Source organism: Foetidibacter luteolus (assembly GCF_009650435.1).
Classification (GTDB): Bacteria; Bacteroidota; Bacteroidia; order Chitinophagales; family Chitinophagaceae; genus Foetidibacter; species Foetidibacter luteolus.
This window is the reverse complement of the sequence record NZ_VVIP01000016.1, coordinates 81,644-94,351: the sequence shown is the minus strand read 5'-3', so window position 1 is coordinate 94,351 and position 12,708 is coordinate 81,644. Positions and strand designations below refer to the sequence as shown.

At 45.4% G+C, this 12,708-nt stretch carries 11 protein-coding genes; 4 read left to right on the top strand and 7 right to left on the bottom strand.

Annotation, left to right across the window (positions count from 1 at the left end):
- Nucleotides 1-218: 218 nt before the first annotated feature.
- The gene (locus tag F0364_RS05040) at nt 219-1,052 is read left to right on the top strand and encodes an MBL fold metallo-hydrolase (RefSeq protein WP_153796671.1); all 834 of its coding nucleotides are present in this window, start codon (nt 219-221) and stop codon (nt 1,050-1,052) included.
- 77 nt (nt 1,053-1,129) lie between these two features.
- Here F0364_RS05040 and F0364_RS05035 read toward each other — a convergent pair whose 3' ends face one another.
- The 5 genes from F0364_RS05035 to F0364_RS05015 all read right to left on the bottom strand — a co-directional run bounded on the left by F0364_RS05035 (nt 1,130) and on the right by F0364_RS05015 (nt 9,045).
- The gene (locus F0364_RS05035) at nt 1,130-2,083 is read right to left on the bottom strand and encodes a hypothetical protein (protein WP_153796670.1); all 954 of its coding nucleotides are present in this window, start codon (nt 2,081-2,083) and stop codon (nt 1,130-1,132) included.
- A gap of 54 nt (nt 2,084-2,137) precedes the next feature.
- Nucleotides 2,138-3,571 (bottom strand): outer membrane beta-barrel protein, encoded by a 1,434-nt coding sequence (locus tag F0364_RS05030; protein WP_153796669.1) that lies wholly within the window; start codon nt 3,569-3,571, stop codon nt 2,138-2,140.
- 2 nt (nt 3,572-3,573) lie between these two features.
- The gene (locus F0364_RS05025; RefSeq protein WP_153796668.1) at nt 3,574-4,110 is read right to left on the bottom strand and encodes an RNA polymerase sigma factor; all 537 of its coding nucleotides are present in this window, start codon (nt 4,108-4,110) and stop codon (nt 3,574-3,576) included.
- A 792-nt stretch (nt 4,111-4,902) separates the two neighbouring features.
- On the bottom strand, nt 4,903-6,030 hold the full coding sequence (locus F0364_RS05020; RefSeq protein WP_153796667.1) for an ATP-binding protein: 1,128 nt from the start codon (nt 6,028-6,030) through the stop codon (nt 4,903-4,905).
- Between the two features lie 567 nt (nt 6,031-6,597).
- Nucleotides 6,598-9,045: a TonB-dependent receptor gene (locus tag F0364_RS05015; protein WP_153796666.1), complete on the bottom strand. Its 2,448-nt coding sequence runs from the start codon at nt 9,043-9,045 to the stop codon at nt 6,598-6,600.
- 484 nt (nt 9,046-9,529) lie between these two features.
- Here F0364_RS05015 and F0364_RS05010 point away from each other — a divergent pair, with 484 nt between their 5' ends.
- Both F0364_RS05010 and F0364_RS05005 read left to right on the top strand, forming a co-directional pair.
- Complete coding sequence (locus tag F0364_RS05010) at nt 9,530-10,075, top strand: dihydrofolate reductase family protein (protein ID WP_153796665.1); 546 nt, start codon at nt 9,530-9,532, stop codon at nt 10,073-10,075.
- A gap of 30 nt (nt 10,076-10,105) precedes the next feature.
- Complete coding sequence (locus F0364_RS05005; protein ID WP_153796664.1) at nt 10,106-10,501, top strand: iron chaperone; 396 nt, start codon at nt 10,106-10,108, stop codon at nt 10,499-10,501.
- A 219-nt stretch (nt 10,502-10,720) separates the two neighbouring features.
- Here the strand turns inward: F0364_RS05005 and F0364_RS05000 are convergent, their stop codons facing one another.
- Nucleotides 10,721-11,566 (bottom strand): rhomboid family intramembrane serine protease, encoded by an 846-nt coding sequence (locus F0364_RS05000; RefSeq protein ID WP_153796663.1) that lies wholly within the window; start codon nt 11,564-11,566, stop codon nt 10,721-10,723.
- Nucleotides 11,567-11,676: 110 nt separating this feature from the next.
- Here F0364_RS05000 and F0364_RS04995 point away from each other — a divergent pair, with 110 nt between their 5' ends.
- Nucleotides 11,677-12,267: a TrmH family RNA methyltransferase gene (locus tag F0364_RS04995; protein WP_153796662.1), complete on the top strand. Its 591-nt coding sequence runs from the start codon at nt 11,677-11,679 to the stop codon at nt 12,265-12,267.
- Here the strand turns inward: F0364_RS04995 and F0364_RS04990 are convergent.
- On the bottom strand, nt 12,262-12,465 hold the full coding sequence (locus tag F0364_RS04990; RefSeq protein WP_153796661.1) for a hypothetical protein: 204 nt from the start codon (nt 12,463-12,465) through the stop codon (nt 12,262-12,264). The two genes, F0364_RS04995 and F0364_RS04990, sit on opposite strands and share 6 nt — an antisense overlap.
- Nucleotides 12,466-12,708: the final 243 nt, after the last annotated feature.

The window sequence follows — 12,708 nt, the reverse complement described above, 5'->3', positions numbered from 1 at the left end:
GTACGAGTTACGAAGTACTTTTTTTTGTTAGATGTTAAATGTAGGGCGTAAAATACAAATCTCTACCCGGGCTGAAAAGCTGCATAGCGAATCCAACCGTACAAGTGAGTGACACAACGAAGTCTAATTGAAACACCTCAGCCGGGGCCATAAAAAAACTGTACATGTAAATAGCAGTATCTACCCATATCGGCAAATACCCCTACTTTTATGTTACTATGTCTGTGTTTATAGCTTCATTAAATTCCGGCAGTAATGGCAACTGTTACTATGTGGGCAACAGTGAAGAGGCTGTGCTTATTGATGCCGGGATTATTTGCAGGGAAACGGAAAAAAGGATGGGCCGGCTTGGCCTTGACATGCGCAGGGTGAAAGCTATTTTTATTTCGCACGAACATACGGACCATATTTGCGGGCTGGCGGTACTGGCAAAAAAATACAACCTGCCTGTGTACATAACCGATAATACAAGGCAGCATACGGCACTTACAGACAAACATTGTGTGATAACATTTAACGCCAACAGCCAGGTAAGCATTGGCAGCCTGCGGGTTACCGCTTTTTCCAAATATCACGATGCTGCAGACCCCCACAGTTTTGTAGTGGAGAACAATGGCATTACCGTCGGGATATTTACTGATATAGGCCGGGCATGCGACAACGTTATTAAACATTTTAAGCTATGCCATGCGGCTTTTCTTGAGGCCAATTACGATGAAGATATGTTGCTGCGTGGCCGCTACCCATGGTTTTTGAAAAACCGCATACGTGGCGGAAACGGGCATCTGTCTAACACCCAGTCACTGGAACTCTTTACCACACACAGGCCGCCGTTTATGAGCCACCTGTTGCTGGCCCACCTATCCCGTGACAATAATAACCCGGAACTGGTAAAAGAACTTTTCAGCCGCCATGCAGGCAATACGGAAATAATAGTGGCATCCCGCTACGAAGAGACGGCGGTTTACAGCATCGGCAATAAATTTGTGCAGGCGCCTGCCAGCAGGCCACAACCGGTAAAGGTTCAACAAATGCAGTTGTCGCTATTTTAAATGGTTAATATGCATAAAAGAAAAAGCCCTGCCCCCAGGCAAGACCTTTTCCATTGTGAACAACCACTGGTATACGGTTACAAAGTTTCTATAAAGGCAATCAACTGATCTTTGGTTACTTTTTGCGGCGTAAATTCTTCTGCCTTATCAACGGCCACCTTTATGCTTTTGCTGCCGAGGTAAAAATCATCCCCAATTTTTGAAATGCTTACCAGCGTTACATTACTGCCGACGGGAATATTATCTGCATAAAAATACCTGTTGGAAGGGTTGGCATACAACCTTAATACACTCCACTGGTCTTTAAACACAGCAAACACGGCTGTATTCTTATTGGTAAAGTTTACCGGCAGTATGCTTACAAGCTTGGTACGTGGCATTGAGGTATCGCTAAAGCGGTCGCAGTTAATCCAGCCGAATTTAGGCGAGAGCAGCTCATACCCATATTCTATACCAGAGGAGTCTTCCTGCCGCCATACTACTGCAGTATCTTCCGCCGGTACCCAGTTAAACCCATCATTACTGTTTACCGATGTATCGCCATAAAAAAGCGACATATTGTTTTCTGGCGAGGGAACGGTGTAACGGATGCTGATGCGCTTGTTATCAAGCTCCAGTTGCTGGCCGTTTTGGGTAACATTTATATAAAAAGCGCCACCGCTAACCAGTACTCTGCCATCACTGACTGTTGGTTTTGAAAAACGCAGCATATCACCTTTGCTGTCAAGAAAAATCAGCTCTACTTTAACCTTGCCGGCAACACTACCTTTAAAGCATTTGGCCGGAAATTTAATCGTGCAGTTATTGCTAAAGTGTAGGGTGCCTCCAATGCTCACATCAAGGGAGTCTGACTCCACTCCCGCTGCAAGTGCTTGTATCAATTGATTTACGGGCGCTGTGGCCGCTATACCGGCACTCCAGGTAGTATCATTCTGCGGATGGTAGGGATCTGATATAAACTGGTCGGATTTTTCTTTGCTGCACGCAAACAGCAATAAGCAAAGAGATAAAAATGAAAACAAGCGTTTCATTGTACAAAGTATTTATGTTTAGATACAACGCGGTTTTGCCCTGTTGCCTGCCTTTTAAAATTTATATCTTAAGCCTACAGCAAGGCCGGCAGTATGTATTTTTTGGCTAAACGGTTTGGATGAACGCGTCATGCCACCCAACCTGTAACGCAGGTAAGGCTCTGCAAACAGGGAGAACCTGCCCGATATATCTTTTATTAACCCGGCGCCAACATATACGCTGGTGCCCAGGTTGCTTTTATACAGGCCGGCATCGTTAATATTTGCGGCTTTATATAAACTATCTACGGTATAACCGCTGTAAGAAGTAGTAATGCCAAACAACACGCCAGCATTAACATAGGCCCTGAAAGATGGCCCCGCGGTTTGATAGCCCAGCAGCAATGGCACTTCAAAACTGCTGTACCTATTGGTATTTGCTACCAGCCTGTAGCCCCATTGGCCGTAGGCACTGGTACTAACGTTGTATATGTTGCCATTACTTGTAGGCAGGTTCCTGGCCACAATTACAGAACTTATGCGGTATTCACTTGCGCCTTTGTAATTAAATTGCTCCCTTACCTGGGAATACTGCAGGCCGGTTTTTATAAAAAAATGCTCGCTTAGCATTTGGGTAAACCGCAGGCCAACGCTGAACGATATGGTTTGTTTTTCTGCCTTGTTTTTTTCTTTTACGTAGTTACCAAAGCCATTGGCAGCGGTGGTTTGTTTCCACGCTATTTCTGGAGATGCAAATAGCTCTATCAAACGCTGTTTGGGCTCCCTGTATTTTTTTTCTTTCTTTTTGCCCATGCCGGTAACAATAATGTCCGCAAGGGTTGGCTCGTCTTTGGCTTTATCTACGGCCTTTTTTGTTGTATCTGCTTTTGCGCTACTGTCATCAGTAAAAGCTGAAACAGTTTCTTCCGGTTTAGCATTGCCGGCCTTTTGCTCTTTTGCCGGCTTCTCACCTTCGGCCTGTCGCGTAGCGGTTGGCGTAGATGTGGCAATATCCTGTGGTTGTGCACTTTGCAGGTTTGTTTTGCCCGGGGTCTTTTTTCCGGCAGATACCCCGGCGCTTACGTAGCCTGTATTTTCTTTTTTACCGTTTGCTCGGGCGGCAGCTACATTTTGCTCTTTTTTGTCACCTGCCGTTGCCAAGGCATTATTACTATCTGTATTTTTTTCTGTATTGCCAGATTGTTGTGTAGAGTTTGTGCTATCGGCTTCAGTTTTATTGTTTGTAATTGTTTTTTCCTGTTGTTTATTTTGCTCCGGCTCAGCAACCTTAACTACTGCGCCGGGCTGGCCGCTGTTACTGTTATGCAGCAGGTAGCCGCCGGCAAGGCCGGTAATCAACAATGCAGCCAGGCTAAGCGGCCAAAAGCCAAACCTTTTGCGGGGCCGGTCTTTACGCCGCTCTATCTTCTGCCACATATCTTCCGGAACGCTGCTCTCATGGTTTTGCAGCTTTTTCCTGAAGAAATCATCAAATTGGTTGTCTGTCATTTTTATACGGCAATTTTTTGTGATAATTTAATCTGATCCTGCAGCATGCGCCTGGCTTTTACCAACTGGCTGCGGCTGGTACCGGGCTGTATGTTAAGCAGTTGTGCAATTTCCTCATGGCTGTAACCCTCAATAACCGCAAGGTTAAATACCACACGGTACCCGTCCGGCAAGTCGCTTATCATTTTCAGTAATTCATTTTCGCTTAAGTTGGTAACCGCGTAAGATTCAATTTGTGGCGCTGTGTGCAGGGTATCGCTCAGTTCCCTGAATTTTATTTTGCGTTTTTGTATCGTTTTCAGCGCGGTGGTAACCACTATGCGCCGTATCCAGCCTTCAAAAGAGCCCTCGTGTTTGTACTGGGCTATATAGGTAAATACCCTTATAAAAGCCTCCTGCAAAATATCTTCGGCCTCGGCATGGTCAAGGGCATAACGCAGGCAAATAGTCATCATTCTGCCGGAGTATGTCTCAAACAACATACGCTGGCAGGCAGCATTTTTTTCTATGCAACCTTTAATTAATTCCTGCTCTGTCAACAAGTTAAATTTAGTCGGGCATTACAGAGATACCGTTAGCCGGTAAAACGTTGCCCATATTGCAAAATTGCGGAGAAAGGGGCATATTCTATGGCAGGGTTGGCCGTACCGCAGTTGAGAATTTATTTTGGGGGTGCCCCCAAGCTGCGCAAGGGGTCGGGCTTTCCGCTACAAGTCCTCGCCACTCGTTCCTCGTGGCTGTGGGCTTTCCGCTTCAATCCCTCACCCGAAAGACAGTTGCCGGTTACCAGTTGCAGGTTACCGGTCTGCTGAGGTTTAAAAGGTTTATAATTTGCTTGAATGACGAAGTGCAGGTTCTGCATAGCTGCAAAGCCGTAAACATTTAACATTAAACAACAAAGCCCCATCGGGGCGGCATGTTAGTAGATAAGGAAAGATATGGTTTGCAAAGAGCGCCGTAGGTGCGATATGTTAAGCAGGCTGATGTGAAACAGCATGTTGGAGATTACCAGTCCCTGTTGCAAGAGGCTGTTTAACATATCGCCTCTACGAGGCTTTACAAAACAGGCTGCGATTACCTGTTTGCTACTAACATATCGCTTCTACGGAGCTTTGCGGTTGATTGCGGAAAATTTAACCACAAGGCTACCCGACGGTTGCAGGTAGCTGGTTATAGGTCTGCTGATTGTAAAGTCTTATAATTTGTTTGAATGACGAAGTGCTGAAGCTTTACAATACCCGCTGCTAACATTAAACTTTAAACAAATGAACATTGACCTGTAGATGTTGCCGGTTACAGATTGCCGGATACGGTAACAGCGCAAATGCAGGTTATAGTAAAAACTCCTCCATATTATCAGGAGAAATGATATTGGTGGATGAGCCGGGATAGTTATTGAGGAAGGTTTTGGGAATAGCGGCTTTTTTATTTTTACCCCACTTGAACTCAAAAGCGGCAAGCTGCTGGCCATTTTCTTCCACAAGATCTATTTCCTGCTGCTGATTGGTACGCCAGAAATATTGTTTTGTCTGAACATTTTTATAGGCAAGATGCTTTACTCTTTCAGCCATCAGAAAGTTTTCCCACAAGGCGCCTGTATCTGTACGCAGGTTAAGCGGGGCAAAATTGTTGATGATGGTATTACGCACACCACAGTCATAAAAATAGATTTTCTTACCTTTTTTTATTTCATTTCTCACATTGCGGTTAAGCGCAGGCAGCCTGAACACCACAAAAGCCTTTTCCAGCAAATCAATATATTTTTCAACGGTGTTTTTATCCGCTTCCACCATTTGCCCCAGTTCATGATAGTTTACTTCGCTGCCCAACTGTAAAGCCAGGGCCCTAAGTAATTTATCCAGCAACACAGGTTTTTTAACCTGCTCAAGCATCAGCAAATCCTTATACAAATAGCTGCCTGCCAACAGTTTCAAAAGTTCTTCCTGCTCTCCTTCTTTGGTAACTATTTCCGGGTAGTAGCCATATAACATGCGTTGTTCCAGCAGTCTTTTTTCATCCAGCAAACCGTTTTGCTGCACCATTTCCCCAAAACTTAAAGGATACAGCATAAACTCATACTTACGGCCAGTAAGGGGTTCATTTACTTTACCTGACAGCTCAAATGCCGAAGACCCCGTTGCAATTACCTGTATGTCCTTTAATTGATCAGTAAACAGTTTTAACGTAATACCTATACCTTGCACCCGCTGCGCTTCGTCAATAAACACGATGCGTTTTTTACCAGCGATAGCTTTCAATTTGGCAGACGTTGTATGGGTGAGCATATCACGCACATCTGCTTCATCGCAGTTTAGATAAAGCCATTCGTGGCTTGATTGATCATTCAAAAGGGTTTCTATTAATGTAGATTTTCCACATTGCCTTGGGCCCCATAAAAGGATGGCTTTCCCCTTAAAAAACCGGCTTTCAATAGCCTGCTGCAGGAATCGCTTAACCATAAAAAAATATTTCTATTCACAAAAATATATACATTTTAGTGATTCAATTCACAAAATTGTATATTTTTTAGTGATTTAATTCACAAAAATATATGTTTTAAGTGATTTGGGCACGCTCAGGCGTTAACAAGCCGTGCAGTAAAATGCACAAAGCATCATTCAACCCCTTCGGGGTTGGGACGATATTGTCAAATGCTAACCCCGGATTTTATCCGGGGCTATTCACATTTAGCCCTTCGGGCTATTACACAATTTTATCCTGTATGCAATAGTTTTCTGCCGCCTCCGGCGGCAGCTACATCGTAAATCCGGTGGGAAAAGCCGCATAGCGAACCGAACCGCACAAGAGTGCGACGCAACGGAAGCCTCATGCCTGTTCCATCTGCCGGGCCCATAACTATGCTTCGCAAAAAAGTACGAAGTACTTTTTAACCGCACAGCATAAAAAAGCCACGGCACCTTGCATTGTACCGTGGCATACTATATATGAGAAATAAGGGCGTAAGGCTTAAATGGGTTTACAGGGTAACTGTTTTAAAGGTTGGTGGTTGCCTGTATATGTGGTTGTTAATTGCCGCCGCTTTTTACCCGGTTGGCTTCGTCTCCGGCGCCGCCCCTTTTGCGCTGCTGGCCTGCACCCTGGCCTTTGCTGAAGCGGTAGGTAAAGCTTAGGTTTACTACGCGGTTATCCCACTGGTTCCTGATATCTACATCTATATTCTGGTATTTGCTGTAACCGCGGAACTGCTGTACATCCAGGAAATCCCTGATATTCAGGCGGATGGTACCTTTCTTCTTCAATATGTTCTTGCTTACCGCAAAGTTGAGGGCGCCCATCGGCCGGGATACCAGCGTGCCTTCAATCATCCGGCCACGGTAAAAGCCGCTCAACTCCAGGGTCCATTCTTTGGGCAGGGTAAACTGGTTAGACACATTGGCCATAAAACCAATACCGCTTACATCTTCGTAACCATTGTTGATAACACCCCTGAACCTGTTGTAAATGGCCTGTGAGTATATGTTGGCCCTGTACCATTTGGTTACGGGAAAGTTGGCGCTTACGCTTAGGTTAAAATTGTCCTGGCTGGCAATGTTGCTTTTTCTTACATAGGAGGTGTTAATGCTGTCTATCTGCTCAATTACATCCTGTATAATGTCTTTGGTTTTGTTGTAACCGAAGGTGGTGGTTAAAAAGCCGCCATAGGTGTGGGTAAGCTCTATGTTATGGCTAAACTGCGGCCGTAGGTAAGGGTTGCCCACCTGGTAGGTGTACTTGTCTAAAAAGTAATAAAAAGGGTTCATGTCGCCGTAGTCGGGCCGTTCTATCCTGCGGCCATAGCTAAGGGCAAACTGGTTTTTGTCGTTCATGGTATAGCCCAGGTAAGCGGTAGGGAACAACTGGGTGTAGTTGCGCTCAAAAACTTCGCCGGTTGTTAACTGCTCGCCTTTGGCTATAGTGTTTTCCAAACGCAGGCCAAGCTGGGCGTTCCATTTTTTGTTTAGGGGGCGGCTGTAGTTTACATAGGCGGCGTTAATGTTTTCTGTGTACAGAAAATGGTTGCTACGCCTGGTATCGCGGCCCCATGCGCCATTGGCCAGGGTATCATAAGCGGCATCGTTGTCTGTTTTTACATAGCTTGATTTTAAGCCGGCTTCAAAACGGGCGTTGTTTTTTAAGGGTTTGGTAAAGTCAACTTTAGCGCTATAGATATGTATGTTGGAAGGGAGGGTGCCCCTGAGTATTTCATCTGGCTGAATTTTGCCGCCTGACTGGTTATAAAAATAGTTATTGAACAACTGGTCCATGTTATTGTCGTAAGTCATATAATCCAGGTCGGCGGTAATTTCTGTACCGGTGGTATCAAAAGTGTGCTTAAGGTTAAGGTTGCCGCCTATGTTGCTCCATTTTTCTTTTGATATATTTTCTGCAAGGGTTTGTTTTTCAAGCTTATCGTACGCATCATAAATGTTGGTTACGTTGCTGTTGCGGTTTTGGCCGGGGTTGTAGTAACCGTTTACCACAAAGCCTATGGTTGTTTTTTTGCTGGCAAAATAGTCGGCGCCAATTTTATAAGAATGGTTTTGATAGTTGGGCGTACGTTCTGCGGTTTGGCGGAAGATGGACAGCAGGTCTCCGTTCTGCTGGTCAATAAACTTACGGGTAAGCTCCAGTTTACCCCAGCCTTTGCCCCAATAGTGGCTGTAGTTGGTAAAAAAGTTCACTTTACCGGTGCGGTAATTAAAGTTGAAGCTGTTGTTGGTTTTAGGGTTAATGCCCATGCCGGCGCCAAGTGACACACTGCCGTTCATACCTTTAACACGGTTCTTTTTAGTTTTAATGTTAATTACACCGGCGTTACCTGAAGCATCGAATTTAGCGGGAGGGTTGGTCATAATTTCAATCTGGTCAAGGTTGTTGCTGGTCATGTTACGCAGCAGGTTGGCCAAATCGGCGGCGCTTAGGTAGGTTGGTTTACCATCTACCAGTACCAATACGCCGGCCTTACCTTTCAGGCTAATATTGCCATCTTTATCTACGGTAATACCGGGTGATTTTTCCAATACATCCAGCGCAGAAAGACCAACGTTGGTGGGCGAAGCATCTACGTTTACAATTGTGCGGTCAATTTTTTGCTCAATCAGCGGCTTTTTGCTGGTAACCACTACAGCGTTAAGGTTTTCGCTGGCTGCTTCAAGGTTTAAAGTGCCTGCGGTAAAGCTGGTTTTGCTTTCGTTTAATTCAAATGTTCCTGAGTAAAACTTTTGATACCCAACAGATTGTATTGACAACAGGTACTTGCCATAAACCAATTTTTCTATCTCGAATTCGCCGGTTTTGTCGGTTACGGCCATTTTAACGGTGGAAGAATCTTTGGCCCGTAACAGCAAAACAGAGGCTGCGTCTATCGGTTTTTGCCTGCCTTCTACCCTTCCGGTTACTTTGCCGGTTTGGGCGTTACTGACTGAAAAGGAGAATAATGCAAATAAGGTTAACAATGCAAGGGTCTTTTTCATATATAGTATTTTAATTAGTTTGGTACTATTTGTTGTTAATTACAGTTCAAAAGTAAGTACTATGCAAAACATAGTACATTATTTTACAGTGAACGGTTGATATGACTGATGAATGGCGGCTTGCTATTTTTCAGGAGACGTTTTGGTTAAGAAAAGGTTACCGGCCCGGTTACCCGATGTGACAAACGGCGGCTGCAACAGATAAGAGGAAAAAGTTTTGGGCGCCCCCGAAGGGCCGGGCTATCCGCTGCAAGTCCTCACCACCTCCGCTAAGGCTACGGTGGTTGCGGGCTTTCCGCTTCTATCCCTGGCGCGGCTTCACGGGCATCCCTGTAATATTAAGAACTCGGTTTCAACAAAGTGCTGGCAGCGCAATATGCCCCGCAAATTGTCACTTACGCACCTGCCGGGCGGCACTGGACTATGTTATATTTGATATCCTAACGTGATAGATACATTTACCAATTGATCAACAAAAGCCAGCATGAAAAAAATTATTCTTGACTTAGCGGTAACTTTAGACGGACTGATAGAAGGCCCCAACGGAGAAGTTGATTGGTGCATTATGGACGGAGAATCCGGCTTTCTTGATTTCCTGGAGGATGTTGACACTATTTTTTATGGCCGTGTAAGCTATGATTTATGGGGCAACTGGCAACCGGCAGACGAGTATAACGATACCATTAAACAGGCATACCAACAAATTCACCAAAAAACAAAATACGTTTTCTCCACCACCAAAAACAGCGGTGATGGTAATGCCACCTACATAAACGATAATATGGAAGAGAAGGTAGCCCATATAAAACAGCAGCCAGGCAAAAACATCTGGCTGTATGGCGGCGGCAATTTGATAACCAGCTTCATCAATGCCGGCCTTATTGATGTGTACCGCCTGGCCGTACACCCGGTTATCTTAGGCGCCGGCAAGCCACTTTTTCAAAACCTGCAACACAGAACAGGCTTAAAGCTTACGGGTTACAAGGCATCAACTTCGGGCGTTATACTTTTAACCTACGAAAAGCAATAGCAAAAACCACTTCATCAAAACCAACCATATATGGTACCTAACGCAGCAAAAAACATAGATGAGTATATTGCCGGTTTTCCTGAAGACATCCAGGCACGCCTTCAGCTAATACGCCAAACGGTTAAAAAGGCCGCCCCCGATGCCGTGGAAGCCATAAAATACGCTATGCCCGCTTTTGTACTAAAGGGTAACCTGGTATTCTTTGCGGCCTTTAAAAACCATATTGGCTTTTACCCCGCCCCAACCGGTAACCCTGCTTTTGCCAAAGACCTTGCCATCTACAAAACCGGCAAAGGCTCGGTACAGTTTCCGCTTGAGCAACCGGTACCGCTGGACTTAATAACCAGGATTGTTAAGCTGAGGATACGACAGAATACTGAAGCGGAGGAGGTAAAAAGAATGGCGAAGAAAGTAAAGAATAAGTAAGCTGCAAGGCTTTGATGTACTAATCCTGCTTGCGAATGCAGCGACGTGTTACACTTTCGGGTGAGGGATTGAAGCGGTTACCCCGGTGAGGCCATCGCAGCAGGGCCATTGTGCCGGAGTATGAGCGGAAAGCCCGGCCCGAGGTACGAGGGACACCCCCAAAAAACTTTATTGCAGCATAACGCAACAGTCCTGCGCTACCCAGGCGTTATCATGAATTCACCTTACAGATTTTGAATAAGCATCCAGCATTTCTTTTTCGGCTTTCGTTAAACTGCTTATCCCCCCTGCACTTATCTTGTCCAGTATGCGGTCTATCTCTTTCTGGTTGCGTGTACGTTCTTCATTGTATTTATGATCTATTGAATAGTAGTTCTTATGGTTTTTGTAAAACAGGTTATCCACCAGCAGGGCGCCGGGCTTTGTAATGATGATGTAAATGAATACAATGGCCGGTAACGATATAATTAGTATCACAAAATAGTTTTGAGCAAAAGCAGAAGGTTGCAACAAGAGCGCTGCCGCCATGCCTACCAGCGCCCCGCCCAGGTGCGCCTCATGGCCAATATTATCCTTACCGCTGCGTATACCGTAAATGGAATACAATACATAAGCAAGGCCGTACAACCAGCCAGGTATGGGTAATGGTATGCCAAAGAACCCGATATCCATGCCCGGGAAAAGCGCAATGGCAGCGAAAATAATACCGCACACAGCGCCGGATGCGCCCACGGCACTATAATCCCCATGGTTGCGGTGTATAAACAGGCAAAGCAAACCGCCCCCCAGCAGGCCTGAAAAATAAACCACCAAAAATGGCAGGGGGCCCAGCCAGCTTTCCAGCAGGTTGCTGAACATGAGCAGGCTAAACATGTTAAACACGAGGTGTACCCAGCTTACATGCAAAAAGCCACTGGTAACAAGGCGCTTGTACTGCCTGCGCACCAGTATGTCGTCTACCTGAAATTTGTAACGTTCAAAAAAAAGGCTGTTGTTAAATCCTTTGTAGGAGAAAGCAATGTTGGCTATAACGAGTATCAGCGCTGTTAATCCTATATCTGCCATAAGGGTTTCTTTATGTTTTGCAGGGTGGTTTTTGAACATAAAGATAAAAAAACAGGTAATGCTTACAGCGGCGGTATTTGCTAATATTGCCAACTTATTTTACTGCATATATGACACCACAACGTGAAAGCAGGATTAACCAGGTTTTGGCAGCACGCCAAAACAATATTACCCTGGTGATGGAGAACATTGAAGACCCAAGGAACATAGCCGCCGTTATGCGCACCTGCGACTCCGTAGGCATACAGCATTTATACATTGTAAATTACGGGCAGCCGCACAGAAAAAAATGGAAGTATAAATCTGCCAAAAGCGCCGCCAAATGGCTTACCCTGCACCAGTTAACCAGTGTAGAAGACTGCGTTGCTGAATTGCGGCAGCGCCATTACAACATATACACCACCCGCCTTGCAGCAGGCGCCGTAAGCATATACCAAACGGATTTTACACAGCCCAGCGCCATTGTGTTTGGCAATGAACAGCACGGCGTTAGCGATGCTATGGCATCGCTGGCGGATGGCAATATACTGGTGCCGCAGGCAGGCATGGTGCAAAGCCTTAACATATCTGTTGCCTGTGCGGTAACAGTGTATGAAGCCTACAGGCAAAAGCAACTGGCAGGGCATTACAACCATGCATCTTTACCTGCGGGCACAATGGAAAAACTTAGGCATGAGTGGGGATTGGATGATGAGCTATAACGCATCTTCCGCTTCGGCAGCCATGCGGTTCATTGTCCTGAAAATTTTGATGCAAAAGCCAAGGGCTGTAAGGCTGGCAAGGGCAAACAGTACACCGGTGAGGCTGCTGTATTTTAACCCTTCGGCAATGGCGTAACAGTTTAAGGCAGTCATAACGGCAACAACCAACAGTTGCCAGGGGCGTAATGAAACTTTCATAAGCAATGTGTTGAAGATGTGAAACAATAAGATGAAGCGCCAATAAATTTCCACATTAATCTACATAGCTTTTTTGAAAAGGAAAGTTAGCAGTTTCATAAAGGTATGGTTGAATTGTACCGTGGTAACGGCGCAGGCCGCCTGTAGATAACCAGCAGGCAGCACCCCGGGTGAGGGATTGAAGCGGATACCCCGGTGAAGGCAATGTGCGATGGCTTTTGTGCCGGAGTAATAGCGGAAAGC